This is a genomic window from Coprococcus sp. AF102-57 (assembly GCF_027686195.1).
Taxonomy (GTDB): domain Bacteria; phylum Bacillota; class Clostridia; order Lachnospirales; family Lachnospiraceae; genus Allocoprococcus; species Allocoprococcus comes.
The window spans coordinates 91,748-108,341 of sequence record NZ_JAQCSY010000001.1 but is presented as its reverse complement, the minus strand read 5'-3'; the positions used below and the strand labels follow the sequence as shown (position 1 = coordinate 108,341).

Sequence of the window (16,594 nt, the reverse complement as noted above, 5' to 3'; positions counted from 1 at the left end):
TAGAAAAGTAATCCCGTAGATTCCATTGCGCAAATCATTCCAAGGAACCCCTTGGGGCGGGAATCGTGTTCAGCAGAGGCTTCCACGATTCCTGGGTTTCCTCTCCATTGCGCAAAAAGTGAATCTACGGGATTACTTTTCTATGTCGCACCCATTCTACTTTGCTGGCTTTGCCCTTCTGGGTGTTCAATGTTCAAAAAAGTAGTGGGACTGCTGTTATGGGGCATTACATGTATATTTAAAAAGAATGAAAATTCAGTCAAAAAATCAAGCGATATAAAAATGAATGAAAATTAAGAAAATATAAATAGTATTCTCCACTGTTTTCCAGTATACTGAAGCTATGATTGGACATCGGAATTTAAGTTATGGGGCGATGGTATTGTGCGATAACTTAGAGAGACAAATTGGATCTGGAAAGTGCTGCGGCTTCCTTATTGAGGCAATGGAGAGGAAACTCAGGAATCGTGGAAGCCTTTGCTGAACACGATTCCCGCTTTCAGAGGTTCCTCGGAATAGTTTGCCGAAGGGAAGCCGCAGCACTTTCTATATACACTTTGTCGGACTAACTTCAACAAACTTTTACACCTTAAAAGTAGAATGATGAGGAGGGAATGAAAATGAATGTAAATAGGAATTTCAAAGACAATCTGATGGGGAAGAAAAAGGTGATTTTTATTGTATGCTTTATTTTTGCAGTCGCTCTGATTGCCGCAATCCTGCACATGGTTTCGGGAGTGGGAAAGGATTCCGCGAAAAACACCCTCTATGCAGACAAGGTCAGCGTGATCACCGGAAACGGAAGCGGAACCGTGAACCGATTTGCAGGCGTTGTGGAGGCGCAGGATACTTTGAAAATCTCACTTTCAGAAGGACAGAAAGTGAAAGAGATTTTCGTAGAAAAAGGGCAGGAAGTGGAGCCTGGGACGAAACTCTTTGAATATGATACAGAGGAGCTTGCGATGACACTGGAGCAGGGGAATCTGGAGCTGGAGAAGATAGGGAACAGTATTTCCAATCTGAATTCACAGATTGCGGCCTTAACGACAGAAAAAAAGAATGCACCGGCAGGTGAGCAGCTTTCTTATACAACGCAGATCCAGGAGCTGCAGACGAATGTAAAACAGGAAGAATATAATTATAAAGTAAAAGAACTGGAAGTGAACCGGACGAAGAAGAGTCTGGAATCATCCACGGTGACATCCACGATTGCAGGAATCATCCAGGAGATCAATCCGGATCCTGGTTATGATGATTACAGTGGAGAAAAGCAGGCATTTATGAGCATTCTTTCTACCGGAAAATACCGAATTAAGGGAAAGATCAATGAACAGAATATCGGTGAGCTTCAGCCGGGAATGGATGTGACGGTGCGGGCAAGGAATAACCAGGAGGAAATCTGGAAGGGATCTGTAGATGTGATCGACACAGAAAAACCGGAGAGCAGTTCACAAAGCGAGATGTATTCCGGTTCGGATTCTTCTGCCCGGGCAACTAAGTATCCATTTTATGTAACGCTTGAAACCAGTGATGGTCTGATGCTGGGACAGCATGTATATATCGAGCCTGGAACCGGAGTAAATACAGAGGGATTACATCTGATGACTGCTTATATTGTAGATGCAGACGGGAAAGAGCCTTACGTTTGGGTAGCAAATAAAAAGGACAGACTGGAAAAGAGAAATGTAAAGCTTGGTGCTTATGATGAGGAGCAGGATACATGGGAAATCACAGAAGGACTGAAAGAGACGGATTACATTGTCTGGCCGGATGGAGAATGTAAAGAAGGAGCAGCCGTTCAGAAGAACGAAAATGTACAGGCAGGAGGCATGGAAGAGGGGGAATAAAGGATGATTTTTCAAAAAAGAAATAAGAAAAAAATTCTTCAGATCGGGATTGCTTTGGTTGTCTGTGTATGTGTCATTGGAGGCGGCATTATATTTGCAATGAAAAAAAATGAAAAAGCGGTCAAGGTAGCACCGGTAGCAAGTATGAGTAATGGTGGATGGTATTCAGAATCGGATATTTATGATTATGCGAAGGTGCAGGCAGGTGCGAGCCAGGACATTTACCATGATGATACCCTTACGATCAAGGAGATTTATGTCAAATCAGGGGATACGGTGAAGATCGGCGATCGTCTGGTTGCCTATGATACTACGCTTGCAGGACTTGAGCAGGAGATGAAGCAGATGGAGATTCAGGGGATTGAACTGAATATTCAGAATCAAAAGGCAGAATTAGAACAGTTGAAAAATGCAAAGATTGTTTCGTCTTTTGAAAGAAGCCAGGATGAACTACGAAAAATGACTGCAAAAGGAACCAGACCTGGAATAATACGGACTGCGGATACAAAGAAAAATGAAGGGGAAAATCCGGATACTTCCGAAAATCCTGAGCAGCCGGAGACACCAGAAAATCCGGAAGGACCGGAAAAACCATCAATCGGGAAACCGTTTCCGGAAGAACTGAAGGATAAGATCATTTATAAAGAGATTACAAAGGACGCTGCTCCTTATAATGAAGATGGAGATGGAACAAAAGAAAAGCCGTATCGCTATCTTTGTGCGCCGGGAGCAACGGTAAATGCGGAGTTCATGCTGAAAATGCTGGAAGAGAGGGCAGTCTGTATCTTTGATGTAGTGGATCAGGAGAAGGAACCGACGCTTCTTTTATACTCCTGGACGCTGGACGGAAAGACCGGACAGGTGATAAAGCCCGAAAATCCGGAACAGCCGGAGACACCGGAAGAGCCGAAAATTCCGGACGAACCGGATAATCCTGGTGGATATGAGGAGCCGGATCCGGGAGATGCAGATGGAATGACCAGGGAAGAGCAGGCAAAGCAGATCCAGGAAAAAGAGCAGAAGATCAAGGATCTGGATCTGGAAAAGCGAACAGCACAATTGGAATTGAAAAAGCTGGATAAAAAAGTAAATAATGGTGTTGTAAAGAGTACAGTAGAGGGAACGGTAAAAGCTGTACTTGACGAAGAAGAGGCAAAGCTGGAGAATAAACCGGTTATATCTGTGACCGGAAAAAATGGTTGTTATGTAATCGGAGGGATTGCCGAAAGCAGCTATGATAAATTAAAAGAGGGTATGAATGTGATGGTGACTTCCTGGAATACGGGGAACTCTTATGAGGCAACGATCACCAGTATCGGTAATTCACCGGTTGAAAGTATGAAGAGCAGCGAGAATCCTAATATGTCCTACTATCCGTTTACTGCAGTGGTTGAGAAAGATGCAGACCTTTCATCTGGTGAGGGTGTCAGTATTTCCGTAGACGGACTTTCGGGTGACAATGGGAATTCGATTTACCTGGAACAGATGTTCATAAGAGAAGACGGAAACCGCTCCTATGTATACAAGAAAGGAAAACATGGAAGGCTGGAGAAGCAGTATGTAGAGGTTGGAAAAAATATGTACGGTTCCATTGAAATCGTTTCTGGACTTACCATGGAGGATGAGATTGCATTTCCGTATGGAAGAAATGTAAAAGAGGGTGCGAAGACAAAGACAGTGGAGTCATTGTATGATTATAATTAATGAGGGGGTGAGGAGATGCTTGAAGATATCAGGCTGGCATTTCAGGGAATCTGGAGTCATAAGTTGCGGTCTGCGCTGACGATGCTTGGTATTATTATCGGAATCGGATCGATCATTGCAATTGTTTCGACGATCAAAGGGACCAATGAGCAGATCAAGAAAAATCTGGTTGGCGCGGGAAATAATGCGGTCAATATCCAGCTTTATCAGGGAGACTGGACACTGGATCTGTCTTATCAGGAGGTTCCGGATGGAATACCGGAGATTTCAGATCAGGTACTTGGTGAGATCCAGGCATTGGATGAGGTGGAAAGTGCAGCCCTTTATCACAGACGGAATGAATATGATGCTGTATATGCAGGCAGTCAGAAGCTGGCAAGCTGTAATATTTTTGGAATAGATTCCAATTATCTGGATGCCTATGGATTTCAGATCACAAAAGGGCGTGGCTTTTCCGAAAAAGATTTTACTGCAAACCGAAAAGTTGTGCTGCTTGATAAAACGACAGCCACAGCTCTATTTCCGGATGGAAATGTGATTGGAAAGATTATTGAGGTTAAAGGGGAGCCATTTACGGTGGTCGGTATGATGGCGAGAAAAGAAAATTCGCAGCCGATGATCAATTCGATGGAAGACTATTATCGTTATGTATCCACGGATGGAAGTGGAACGATCTGTATTCCGGATACACTGTGGCCGATTATTTATCAGTACGATGAACCGCAGAATCTGGTTGTCCGCGCGACAAGCACAGATGAGATGACTGCGGCAGGAGAAAAGGCGGCAGGTATCCTGAACAGTTACCTGACCGTGTCTGATGAGACGATAAAGTATAAAGGGGAAGATCTTCTGAAACAGGCGAACCAGATCCAAGAGATCAGCAGCTCGACGAACCAGCAGCTGCTTTGGATTGCAAGCATTTCACTTCTGGTTGGCGGGATCGGTGTTATGAATATTATGCTGGTGTCTGTGACAGAAAGAACGAGAGAAATCGGTCTGAAAAAGGCACTGGGGGCAAGAAAAAGAAGGATCCTGACGCAGTTTCTGACGGAAGCGGCAGTACTTACCCTTCTTGGAGGTCTGATCGGTGTGGTAGGAGGGATTGCGCTTGCCTATATTATTTCCGCAGTCTCGGCAGTTCCGGTGGCAATCAGCGGAGTGTCTATTCTGGTCGGAGTAGTATTTTCCACATTGATCGGAATTATTTTCGGACTCCTTCCGTCGGTGAAGGCGGCGAACATGAATCCAATCGATGCACTGAGAAGTGAGTAGGTTTATGTAGAGAAGAATTATTTGTCGGATCCAAGATTGCAGATAAATGGATAGTATCTGTTCTACAGGAAAGTGGCGTGCCTTACTGGCACGCCATTTTTAAAAATTCTTCCATTGCCCTTGTCTGGTAGCGACCATTTTTCCAGTAGAACCGGATGTCACGGCTGCTTTCGCCTGCAGGAAGCTTATAGTACACCACATCAGAGGTAAGAGGTACTTTTGAGAGCATGATATCTCCGATAAAAGAGATCCCCATGCCGGAGCAGGTGATGTTGTAAGAAGTCATCTGCTGATCCATTTCCAGGATGATATTTGGTTCAAAGAGATTGTTCTGGCAGATCATACGGGCACGTTTTCCAGTGTCGTTTTCCGGTTTCAGCATAATAAAAGGCTCACTTTTAAAGCGTGTCAGAGGAACGGGAGGACAGGATTCTTCCAGAAATTTTTTGCTCAGGATATCTTCTACAGGAAGCTGATAGGAGCGCAGCGTATTATTGATCGGGAATGCTCCCGGAACAGCAAGGATCAGGTGCTCTTCCTGAAATTTACGGTAGCCGTAGATGGTGGCATCCAGAACACTGCTGTCCAGCATCAGATCCAGCTGCCCGTGTCGCAGCATACGGGCAAGATTGGCAGTGGTTTCTTCAACCAGGCTGATCTGGATCAGAGGATATCTGCGGGCAAAATCCGCGATCAGCGAAGGCAGGATCCAGGAGGAAAACAAGTTGCTTCCTCCGAGGGTGAGTGTTCCTTTTTTTAGGTCGCCCCAGTCGTTTGCAAATCCTTCAAATTCATTCTGGATACTTTTTATTTTTTCTACCGCTTTGATATACTGTACCCCACATTCGGTAAGGGAAAGTGGTTTGGTACTCCGGTCAAAGATCGGATATCCGATGTGATGCTCGACACGCTTTACGTTGGCACTGAGTGAAGGCTGTGAGATAAATAACTTCTCAGCCGCCTTGGAAAAGCTTTTTTCCAGATAAACTTCATAGACATATTCCATTCCCTGAAACATAGGTATTCTCCTTTGACATAGTTTTAAAATTATAGTTACTATAAAAATATATGTATTAGATTATATTGTAACACAGAGCTATAATGAAAACAACAAAGGCAATACGCCAGAGAAAAATGGAAAATCGAGGGATTTTGAGATGGAAAATGGAAAAGAAAACAAGACAGGTTATCGTGTAGAACAGGATTCAATAGGGGCAAAAGATATTCCGGGAGATGTATATTACGGGGTACAGTCACTGCGTGCTGCGGAAAATTTCCGTATTACCGGGCTGAATATGCATCCGGAGATCATCAACAGTCTTGCGTACATAAAGAAAGCATCTGCAATCACCAACTGCGAGAGTGGGATTCTGGAAAAGAAAAAGGCAAAAGCAATCGTACAGGCATGTGATGAAATCCTTACAGGAAAATTGCATGAGTACTTTATCGTAGATCCGATCCAGGGAGGTGCGGGTACTTCTCTGAACATGAATGCAAACGAAGTCATTGCCAACCGTGCGATTGAGATTCTTGGCGGGAAAAAGGGAGATTATTCAGCAGTAAATCCGAATGATGATGTAAACTGCGGACAGTCCACAAATGATGTTATTCCGACAGCTGGCAAGATGACTTCACTCAGACTTCTTCAGAATCTGAAAAAAGAACTGCTCAGACTTCATGGAGCGCTCTGCAAAAAGGCAGAGGAATTTGACCATGTGATCAAAATGGGACGCACCCAAATGCAGGATGCAGTTCCGATCCGTCTGGGTCAGGAATTTCAGGCATATTCCGATGCCATCATGCGTGATATCCACCGTATGGATAATGCGATGGACGAGATGCGTACCGTCAACATGGGTGGAACGGCAGTCGGAACCGGAATCAATGCAGATGAAGCCTATGTAAGCCGCATTGTTCCGAATCTTTCAAAAATATCTGATATTCAGTTTGTCCAGGCTTTTGATCTGATCGATGCAACCCAAAACCTGGATCCGTTTGTGGCAGTATCCGGTGCAGTGAAAGCGTGTGCAGTCACACTTTCCAAGATTGCCAATGACCTGCGTCTGATGTCATCCGGACCAAGAGCCGGATTTGGTGAGATCAACCTTCCGGCAAAGCAGAATGGTTCTTCGATCATGCCAGGAAAAGTGAATCCGGTCATCCCGGAAGTAGTGAACCAGGTCGCATTTAACATCATTGGAAATGATGTGACGATCACGATGGCAGCAGAGGGTGGACAGCTGGAACTGAATGCGTTTGAACCGATCGTATTCTACTGTCTGTTCCAGTCGATCGATACACTTGCATATGCAGTGCAGACTTTTATTGACAACTGTGTGACAGGAATCACAGCCAATGAAGAGAGATGCCGTCAGCTGGTAGAGAACAGCATCGGCGTAATTACTGCAATCTGTCCGCATGTAGGCTATGAGAAAGCAGCGGAGATTGCGAAAAAAGCAATGAAGACAGGGGAATCCATCCGTAATCTGATCCTCAGAGAAGGTCTTTTAAGTGAAAAAGAGATGGAAACCGTTCTGGATCCGGTCAATATGACAGAGCCAGGTATTTCGGGAAAAGAACTTCTCAGAAAATAAAGAATAAAATTTTTCTAAAAGACATGATTTTCTCCTTTTAAGGGTGTACAATGAAACATACGCGTTTCATGAGTTACAACTTAAAAGGAGAATTTTTATGCTTCAAATTCAACATATCTGCAAAGAATACCGTACAGGTACGCTGGTACAGAAGGCACTGGATGATGTAAGCCTGAATTTCAGGGACAATGAATTTGTTGCGATCCTGGGACCGAGTGGTTCGGGAAAGACGACGTTTCTTAACATCATCGGTGGACTGGATCGGTACGATAGTGGTGATCTGATCATCAACGGGATTTCTACGAAAAAATATAAAGACAGAGACTGGGATTCCTATCGGAATCATACAATTGGTTTTGTATTTCAGAGTTATAATCTGATTCCACATCAGACGGTGCTTGCCAATGTGGAGCTGGCACTGACTATTTCTGGGATCGGGAAGGAAGAACGGAAAAAGAGAGCGATTGAGGCTCTGAAAAAAGTTGGTCTTGGGGAGCAGTTGCATAAAAAACCGAGCCAGATGTCAGGCGGACAGATGCAGAGGGTGGCAATCGCCCGTGCGCTGGTCAATGATCCGGATATTCTGCTTGCTGATGAGCCGACAGGAGCGCTGGATACGGCGACCAGTGTGCAGGTTATGGAACTTTTAAAAGAAGTGGCAAAAGACCGGCTTGTTGTAATGGTTACACATAACCCAGAGCTTGCTGAAGAATATGCGACCCGTATCGTAACGCTCAAGGACGGAAAGATCCGTTCGGATACGGACGAATTTTATGTCAATGAAGCGGTCATGAAGGAGCCGGAGCATAAGAATATGGGGAAAGCTTCCATGTCATTTCTGACGGCTCTTTCCCTGAGCTTTAATAACTTAAAGACGAAGAAAGCAAGGACTCTTCTGACATCTTTTGCCGGTTCTATTGGAATTATCGGGATTGCACTGATACTGGCACTTTCCAACGGAGTCAATGCCTACATCAAGTCAATTGAAGAAGAGACTCTTTCCGAGTATCCGCTTCAGATCCAGAGTACCGGATTTGATATGACATCGATGATGGTAGGCAATATGGACAGTGGTTCGGGCAGTTCGGATAAGAAGGAGACAAAAAAAGACGGGGAAGTCAAGGTTATGCAGATGATGACCAATATGTTTTCCACGATGGACTCCAACGATCTGAAGTCTTTAAAAGAATATCTGGATGGAGGAAAAAGTGGAATTGAGGACTATACCAGTGCCGTTGAATATTCTTATAATATTTCACCAAGAATCTATCGGCAGAACAAGGATGGTTCCATTCGCCAGGTGAATCCGGACAAATCCTTTGAGTCGCTTGGAATCAGCTCTGGCGCAAGTACCAACAGTCTGATGTCATCGATGATGAGTACGAATGTTTTTTATGAAATGCCTAAGACGGAGGGGCTTTATGAGAACCAGTATGATGTGAAGGCGGGACGCTGGCCGCAGAATTATAATGAATGTGTACTGGTGCTGACTTCGGACGGAGGCATGAGTGATTTTCTCCTTTATACTTTGGGACTGCGGGATCAGATGGAACTGGACGAAATGATCCAGGAATTTATCAATGAAGAAGATGTGAACACTCCGGCAAATATCGGAACATATACCTATGAGGATATTATTGGAAAAACTTTTAAACTGGTCAATGTGTCTGACTGCTACGAATATGACAGCCAGTACGAGATCTGGAAGGATAAATCCGATAATAAGGAATATATGAAGAAACTCGTGGATCAGGGCGAAGAACTTAAAATCGTCGGAATCGTACAGGCATCGGAAGATGCAAATGCTTCCGCTCTGACACCGGGGATTGGCTATCCGCAGAGACTTACTGAGCATGTCGCAAAAGAGGCTGCAAAAAGTGAGATTGTAAAAGATCAGCTGGAGAATCCATCCAAGAATGTATTTACCGGAGAACAGTTCGGAACCACAGAAGAGAAGAACGGACTGGATGCGAACAGTCTGTTTACGGTAGATGAGGATGCATTTCAGAAAGCATTTGTTTTAGACGACAGTGGATTTTCCGGTGATCTGTTGTCGGCAGATTCCCTGAATCTGGAAAATGCATTCCGGATGGGTGGGGATTCTCTGGATCTGTCCGGGATGATAAATCTGGATCAGATCAGTCTTGACGTGTCCGGTATGCCACAGATGAATCTTGGCGATATGATCGGAAGCCTGAATCTTACCGTAAAACCGGGTGGAATGCAGAAGTTGTCTGAGAGTGTTATGGAAGGTTATCAGGAGTATGTGAAATTCCATCCGGAAGCAGATTATTCAAATCTGGCGAGAGATTTTATGGATTACCTGATGACGGATGAAGCGCAGAAGATCCTGAAAGATAATCTGCAGGAGATCATTGAGAGCACCGGTGGGTTTAAGATTACAATTGATCAGATGCAGGAGCTTGTACAGCGTGTGATGGAAGGATATCAAAAGTATGCTGCGGAAAAAGGATATACAGATCCGGATAAATTTGGAGAATACCTGGCGGAGTATTTACAGACCGAGGAAGCAAAAGAGATTATGAATGCCTGGCAGCAGGAGATTTTTGGAGATACGGTGATAAATATTACTTCTGACCAGCTGAAAAAACTGACAAAAGAACTGGCGAGTAGTTATCCGGCATATGCTGCGGCGAATGGAAAAGCAGATCCGACCAAAATGGGAGATTATTTTCTGAACTACCTTGCCACAGCAGATGGAAAACAGCGTCTGATGAACGGGCTTTCCGAGGTGATCGATATGGATCAGCTGGAGAGCCAGTTAAGTGCGACAATGGGAAGTTACATGGCAAAGGCAATGGGAACTTATACCCGAGCAATTTCGGATGTGCTTGAGACACAGATCACTTCGGCAATGAATCAGATCGTCACTCAGATCACAGAAAAAATCGGGAACGCCATGCAGGCTGCCATGGGAAATGTGGGAACCCAGCTGCAGAACATGCTTGGAAGTTCGATGAAGATTGATACCGATGCATTTGCAAAGGCATTTCAGATGAATATGACAGAAGATGATCTGAAAGAGCTGATGACATCCATGACAATGAGCGCGACTGCTTCCTATGACAATAATCTGCAGAAGCTTGGATACGTGGATTTTGCGAACCCGAGTCAGATTTCCATATATCCGACGGATTTTGAGAGTAAAGAAAAAGTGGTGAAAATCCTGGATTCTTATAACGGCCGGATGGAAAAAGAAGGAAAAGAGGAACAGATCATCACTTATACCGATATAGTCGGAACACTGATGTCTTCCGTGACAAATATCGTGGATATCATCAGCTATGTGCTGATTGCGTTTGTGGCGATTTCCCTTGTAGTATCTTCAATTATGATCGGGGTTATCACCTACATCAGTGTACTTGAACGGAAGAAGGAGATTGGAATCCTGCGCGCGATCGGGGCATCTAAGAGAAATGTATCGCAGGTATTTAATGCAGAAACCGTTATCATTGGTCTGTGTGCCGGACTGATCGGAATCGGACTGTCACTGCTGCTTCTGATCCCTGGAAATATGATCATCCATGCGGTGGCAGATAATAACAAAATCAATGCATTTTTACCAGTGCTTCCGGCAATTGTGCTGATTCTTTTGAGTATCGGGCTTACTCTGCTCGGTGGAATCATTCCGTCAAGGAAAGCAGCAAAGAGCGATCCGGTGACAGCGCTTAGGACAGAATAAAAAAAGAGAATGAGGGAAAAGGAAAATGGATAAAGAGAAAAATACAGAAGCAGTGAGTGAGGAAAATATTTACTGTCTGAATGGAAGAGTGCCGGTAAAAAAGGCGATTCCGTTCGGACTCCAGCATGTTCTGGCAATGTTTGTGTCGAATCTGGCACCGGTGCTGATCGTGTGCAGTGCGGCATTTGTGAGAGGATCGGAGAATCACTTAAGTGCTGCGGAAATTACGCAGCTTCTGCAGTGCGCGATGTTTGCAGCGGGGATCGGGACCTGTCTGCAGCTTTACCCGGTATGGAAGATTGGCTCCAGGCTTCCGATTGTTATGGGAGTCAGTTTTACCTTTCTTGGTAGTCTGCTGATGATCTGTACCAATTCGGAACTTGGATATGAAGGGATGGTTGGTGCGGTGATCGCCGGAGGTATTTTTGAGGGACTGGTAGGAATGAGTGCCAAATACTGGAAACGGTTCCTGACACCGGTAGTATCGGCATGTGTGGTGATTGCGATTGGGCTTTCCCTCTTGTCGGTAGGAATGGATTCCTGGGGCGGTGGAAACGGAGCAGAAGATTTTGGAGCGTGGTATCATCTTCTGGTCGGATTTTTCACACTGGTTGTGTGTCTGGCTGCCCGTTATCTGTTAAAAGGTGTATACAAGAACCTGAACGTATTGGTTGGTCTGGTCTGTGGGTATCTTCTGTCCATTATATTTACTGTGGCAGGGATTGCACCGATGGTTGATTTTTCAGGAATTACAAAGACGATCGAGCAGGTTGGTGTATTCAGCCTTCCCAAGCTTGTATTTTTTACTTCCCATAAACCGGTTTTTGATCTGGGAGCATTCTTTACTATTGCAATTGTATTCCTGGTATCGGCAGCGGAGACAACGGGTGCAACTACTGCAGTGTGTACCGGTGCACTTGGACGGGATATCAAGATGGAGGAACTGCAGGGGTCTCTTGCCGTGGATGGATTTTCCAGTGCGATTTCAGGATGCTTTGGATGTCTGCCGCTTACTTCTTTCAGTCAGAATATCGGGCTCGTCACTATGACGGGAGTTATCAACCGTTTTACTATTCTGATGGGGGCTTTGATTTTGATCCTTGCTTCTCTGTTCCCGCCACTTGGAGCTTTTTTCAATTCGCTTCCGCAGGCGGTACTTGGAGGATGTACGGTTATGATGTTCGGATCGATCATGTATGAAGGGATCAAGATGCTCAAAGGGTGTGTGTTTGATGACAGAACTATGATCATCGTATCGCTGGCATTCTGTATCGGTGTCGGACTGACACAGACTTCCGGAAACTTCTTTTCTGCATTTCCGAAGGAGGTAGGAGATATTTTTAATGGAAATGCAGTTGCAGGGGTGTTCGTGGTGTCATTGATCTTAAGTATCTGCCTTCCGAAGAAAAAAACAACAGATTTGTAAAATGTGATAAAAATAAGTCAATCAGAAGGAAGAGATGAACGAGGATGAGGACAAAAAGAAAGATCGAAGCGCAGGCGTCTGAACAATTATAATCGAAAATTGTTGAGCAAATAAGGAACTGGCGGCACGATAAAAAGTGTCGCCAGTTCTTTTTTTGTGTGGAAGTGACCAGTTTCAGAAGCTTGTTCATTATATTTGACTAGCTTGGAAGTATTTGCTGCATAGAGCATCGGAATGTTCAGTAAGCTATGATTCCAATTGTAAGAACTAAAAAAGCATGCTATACTTACGGCAGATGAAAACTGACAGGATAAGACAACAAAGGAGAGGCACATGAATTCTAATTTTGAATATTATAAAGTTTTTTATTATGTGGCGAAGTATGAGAACCTTACAAAGGCATCCAGCGTTCTGAAGACGAGCCAGCCGGCGGTGACGAGAACGATACACAACCTGGAAAATGAACTGGGATGCCGGTTATTTACCAGAAGCAAATCTGGTATGAAGCTGACACCGGAGGGAAGAACCTTTTACAGCTATGTATCGGCAGGGTGCGCCCAGTTTTTTAAAGGGGAAAATGATCTGAGCAATCTGATCAGTCTTGAGAACGGGACAATCTATATCAGTGCGACTGAGACAGCCTTGCACTGCTTCCTGTTCCGGGCAATGGGAGAGTTCAACAGCATTTATCCGAACGTACATTTCAAAATCTTAAATAACAGTACCATGGACTCGGTCAACGCGGTAAAAGAAGGAAAGGTAGACCTTGCATTTGTGTCAACGGATCTGCAGGTAAATAAGCCACTCAGGATGAAGAAACTGCGGGAATACCATGAGGTGCTGATCGGCGGCAGTCGTTACGTAGAATTAAAAGGAAGAAAGATTTCATTGGAGGAGCTTTCGGCTTATCCTTGGATCAGCCTGACTTCGGAGGCACTGACCAGAAAATTCCTGAATAATTATTTTGCAGATCATGGTCTGCAGTTTTTGCCGGATATGGAGCTTGCGACGACAGACCTGATCTTGCCGGCAGTCCGTCACAATCTTGGAATTGGATTTGTCCCGGAAGAATTTGCCGAAGAAGAGAAGAAGGCGGAAAATGTATTTGAAATCGAAGTGGAAGAGAAGCTTCCGACCAGAAATATTATTCTGATCTATGATACTGAGTATCCTCAGAGTATTGCATCGAAGGAGTTTCAGAAGTTTCTGAGCAGTCAGAAGAACTAAAGAAGAAATAGATTTTCAAAGTGGATTGTACAAATCGGTATCCTTTGCAGCCGGGATGTGTATCTGCAAAGAAAAATATAAGGAGAATGCCCCGGAATTTTTTATGTGTGGATCATAAAGTTCCGGAGCATTTTTATATTTGTAAGTATAAAGTTATAAAGTAGAATTTTGGATTAGAAAACGATTGATATTATTTATGCCATTCCCAGTTTCTGATTTCTTCCAGATCCTGTCCGTATTCAGCGATGTACTGCTTGTGCTCAACCAGTTTGTCGTTCATCTTCTGAATCAGGAATGATCCCTTATTGCCAAGCTGTGGCAGATGCATGATTGCATCTTTTACAAGGTTGAAACGGTCGATCTGGTTCTGTACACGCATGTCAAATGGAGTAGTGATCGTACCTTCTTCCTGATATCCATGAACAGAAATGTTGTGGTTGTGACGTTCGTATGTCAGCTCATGAATCAGTGTCGGATATCCGTGGAATGCAAAGATAACCGGTTTATCTTTTGTGAAGATTGCATCGTATTCTGCATCACTTAATCCGTGTGGATGTTTGTGGTCTGATTCCAGTTTGAACAGGTCAACTACATTGACAACGCGGATCTTGAGCTCTGGCATTTCATCACGAAGGATAGTAACAGCAGCCATAACTTCAAGAGTAGGAGTGTCACCGCAGCAAGCCATAACAACATCTGGTTCTTCACCGCAGTCATTACTTGCCCATTCCCAGATACCGATACCCTGTGTACAATGCTTTACAGCCTGTTCCATAGTCAGCCACTGGCAGCTTGGATGTTTAGACGCTACGATTGCATTGACATAGTTCTTACTCTTGATGCAGTGGTCGAAGCATGAGAGTAAGCAGTTTGTATCCGGTGGTAAATACATGCGGACAACGTCTGCCTTTTTATTGGCAATGTGATCCAGAAATCCTGGATCCTGATGTGTAAATCCGTTATGATCCTGTTGCCATACATTAGATGTCAGGATAAAGTTCAGCGAAGCAATCGGCTGTCTCCATGAAAGCTGGTTGCAGACCTTCAGCCATTTTGCATGCTGTGCTGCCATAGAGTCAACGATACGGATGAATGCTTCATAGCTTGCAAAGAATCCATGACGTCCTGTCAGAAGATATCCTTCCAGCCATCCTTCACACATATGTTCACTTAACATACCGTCCATGATACGTCCGTCTCTTGCAAGGCAGTCATCAGTGTCAAGCAAGTCTGCCTGCCAGTCACGTTTCTGCTCTTCAAATACTTTGTACAGACGGTTGGACATACTTTCATCTGGTCCGAAGATACGGAAGTTCTTACTGTCTTCATTTAATTTGAAGATGTCGCGGATGTATCCGCCAAGTTCGATCATATCCTGAGCTTTTGTCTTGCCAGGTTCTACTTCGATTCCGTATGAGCGGAAATCCGGAAGACGAAGGTCTTTCAGAAGAAGTCCGCCATTTGCATGCGGGTTTGCACCAAGACGGGCATCTCCCTTTGGAGCAAGTTCTGCAAGTTCCGGAATCAGATGTCCTTTTTCATCGAAGAGTTCTTCTGCATGGTAGCTTTCCAACCATTCTTTCAGAAGGTCAAGATGTTCTGGTGATTCCATAGAAAGCGGTACCTGATGTGCACGGAAAGATCCTTCAATCTGAAGTCCGTCAACAACCTTTGGTCCTGTCCATCCCTTTGGAGTACGAAGAACGATCATTGGCCAGAACGGACGGGTAGGGTCATTGTTTTCACGGGCATTTTTCTGGATTGCTTTGATTTCTTCGATGCAGGCATCCATAGTCTCAGCCATTTTTCTGTGCATAGTCATCGGATCGTCACCTTCTACGAAGTAAGGTTTCCATCCGCAGCCCTTGAAGAAGTTTTCCACTTCCTCATGAGAAATACGTGAGAAAATGGTCGGGTTACTGATCTTGTATCCGTTCAGATGAAGGATTGGAAGAACAGCACCGTCTGTGATCGGGTTCAGGAATTTGTTGGACTGCCATGAAGTAGCAAGCGGCCCTGTTTCAGCTTCACCGTCACCGACAACAACTGTAGCGATAAGATCCGGGTTGTCCAGAACAGCACCAAAGCCGTGAGCAATTGAATATCCAAGTTCTCCACCCTCATTGATAGAACCTGGTGTTTCAGGAGCACAGTGACTCGGAACTCCGCATGGGAATGAGAACTGCTTGAACATTTTCTTCATGCCTTCCTCATCCTGGCTGATGTTTGGATAAACTTCACTATAGGAACCTTCCAGGTAAGTGTTGGCGATCAGGAAGTTTCCGCCATGTCCCGGACCGGAAAGAAGAATCATATCCAGATCATAACGTTTGATGACACGGTTGCAGTGTACATAGATGAAGTTTTGTCCAGGTACGGTTCCCCAGTGTCCGACGATTTTTTTCTTGATCTGATCCATGGTCAATGGCTTTTTCAGAAGCGGATTATCAAGAAGGTATAACTGACCGGCTGACAGGTAGTTGGCAGCACGCCAGTAGGCATTCATTTTGTTGAGCAGTTCATCAGATAATGGCTGCTTTTCAAGACATAATTTATTGTCTTCCATTTTAGTACCTCTCTCTTTCTCTAATTCATTTTTGTTATTTTTTTAACTGGGTTCATCATATCATGAGTAAAAGATAACGTAAAATAGCAATAATGAATTATATTCATATCAAAATGTTATGGATAGGAAGAGGGGAGTTCCTTAATTTCGTAATAGGTGGTAGACATTGTGAAAAAATTGAAGTATAATTACGAATAGCTGTTTTTATGTAAGATTTTTGAATAAAGCGTTTAAAATGTAATGTTTTGACGGAGA

At 44.2% G+C, this 16,594-nt stretch carries 9 protein-coding genes; 7 read left to right on the top strand and 2 right to left on the bottom strand.

What is annotated here, in order from left to right; translation table 11 throughout:
• Nucleotides 1-620: 620 nt before the first annotated feature.
• The 3 genes from PGZ10_RS00515 to PGZ10_RS00505 are packed head-to-tail and all read left to right on the top strand — an operon-like array spanning nucleotide 621 to nucleotide 4,823.
• Entirely contained in the window at nucleotides 621-1,847 is a 1,227-nt protein-coding gene (locus PGZ10_RS00515) for an efflux RND transporter periplasmic adaptor subunit (protein ID WP_270540444.1), read from the top strand.
• 3 nt (nucleotides 1,848-1,850) lie between these two features.
• Nucleotides 1,851-3,551, top strand: a complete 1,701-nt coding sequence (locus PGZ10_RS00510; RefSeq protein WP_270540442.1) for an HlyD family secretion protein — start codon at nucleotides 1,851-1,853, stop codon at nucleotides 3,549-3,551.
• A gap of 15 nt (nucleotides 3,552-3,566) precedes the next feature.
• On the top strand, nucleotides 3,567-4,823 hold the full coding sequence (locus PGZ10_RS00505; RefSeq protein WP_270540440.1) for an ABC transporter permease: 1,257 nt from the start codon (nucleotides 3,567-3,569) through the stop codon (nucleotides 4,821-4,823).
• Nucleotides 4,824-4,905: 82 nt separating this feature from the next.
• Here PGZ10_RS00505 and PGZ10_RS00500 read toward each other — a convergent pair whose 3' ends face one another.
• On the bottom strand, nucleotides 4,906-5,841 hold the full coding sequence (locus PGZ10_RS00500) for a LysR family transcriptional regulator (RefSeq protein ID WP_117824725.1): 936 nt from the start codon (nucleotides 5,839-5,841) through the stop codon (nucleotides 4,906-4,908).
• A 139-nt stretch (nucleotides 5,842-5,980) separates the two neighbouring features.
• On the opposite strand from PGZ10_RS00500, the gene PGZ10_RS00495 reads away from it, so the two are divergent.
• From PGZ10_RS00495 to PGZ10_RS00480, 4 genes are all read left to right on the top strand, one after another.
• On the top strand, nucleotides 5,981-7,417 hold the full coding sequence (locus tag PGZ10_RS00495; RefSeq protein ID WP_117834154.1) for an aspartate ammonia-lyase: 1,437 nt from the start codon (nucleotides 5,981-5,983) through the stop codon (nucleotides 7,415-7,417).
• 97 nt (nucleotides 7,418-7,514) lie between these two features.
• Nucleotides 7,515-11,120 (top strand): ABC transporter ATP-binding protein/permease, encoded by a 3,606-nt coding sequence (locus PGZ10_RS00490; protein ID WP_270540439.1) that lies wholly within the window; start codon nucleotides 7,515-7,517, stop codon nucleotides 11,118-11,120.
• Between the two features lie 25 nt (nucleotides 11,121-11,145).
• Nucleotides 11,146-12,546, top strand: a complete 1,401-nt coding sequence (locus PGZ10_RS00485; protein ID WP_195250249.1) for a uracil-xanthine permease family protein — start codon at nucleotides 11,146-11,148, stop codon at nucleotides 12,544-12,546.
• A 333-nt stretch (nucleotides 12,547-12,879) separates the two neighbouring features.
• Nucleotides 12,880-13,773: a LysR family transcriptional regulator gene (locus PGZ10_RS00480; RefSeq protein ID WP_270540438.1), complete on the top strand. Its 894-nt coding sequence runs from the start codon at nucleotides 12,880-12,882 to the stop codon at nucleotides 13,771-13,773.
• Nucleotides 13,774-13,963: 190 nt separating this feature from the next.
• On the opposite strand, the gene PGZ10_RS00475 is transcribed toward PGZ10_RS00480, so the two are convergent.
• Nucleotides 13,964-16,339 carry a phosphoketolase family protein gene (locus PGZ10_RS00475; RefSeq protein WP_055157865.1) on the bottom strand — a complete coding sequence of 792 codons (2,376 nt, stop codon included), beginning with the start codon at nucleotides 16,337-16,339 and terminating at the stop codon, nucleotides 13,964-13,966.
• Between the last annotated feature and the right edge of the window lie 255 nt (nucleotides 16,340-16,594).

Bases quoted from the DNA above. Each gene is read 5' to 3' on its own strand.
- PGZ10_RS00515 (WP_270540444.1), top strand. From the start codon at position 621: ATGAATGTAAATAGGAATTTCAAAGACAATCTGATGGGGAAGAAAAAG.
- PGZ10_RS00510 (WP_270540442.1), top strand. From the start codon at position 1,851: ATGATTTTTCAAAAAAGAAATAAGAAAAAAATTCTTCAGATCGGGATT.
- PGZ10_RS00505 (WP_270540440.1), top strand. From the start codon at position 3,567: ATGCTTGAAGATATCAGGCTGGCATTTCAGGGAATCTGGAGTCATAAG.
- PGZ10_RS00500 (WP_117824725.1), bottom strand. From the start codon at position 5,841: ATGTTTCAGGGAATGGAATATGTCTATGAAGTTTATCTGGAAAAAAGC.
- PGZ10_RS00495 (WP_117834154.1), top strand. From the start codon at position 5,981: ATGGAAAATGGAAAAGAAAACAAGACAGGTTATCGTGTAGAACAGGAT.
- PGZ10_RS00490 (WP_270540439.1), top strand. From the start codon at position 7,515: ATGCTTCAAATTCAACATATCTGCAAAGAATACCGTACAGGTACGCTG.
- PGZ10_RS00485 (WP_195250249.1), top strand. From the start codon at position 11,146: ATGGATAAAGAGAAAAATACAGAAGCAGTGAGTGAGGAAAATATTTAC.
- PGZ10_RS00480 (WP_270540438.1), top strand. From the start codon at position 12,880: ATGAATTCTAATTTTGAATATTATAAAGTTTTTTATTATGTGGCGAAG.
- PGZ10_RS00475 (WP_055157865.1), bottom strand. From the start codon at position 16,339: ATGGAAGACAATAAATTATGTCTTGAAAAGCAGCCATTATCTGATGAA.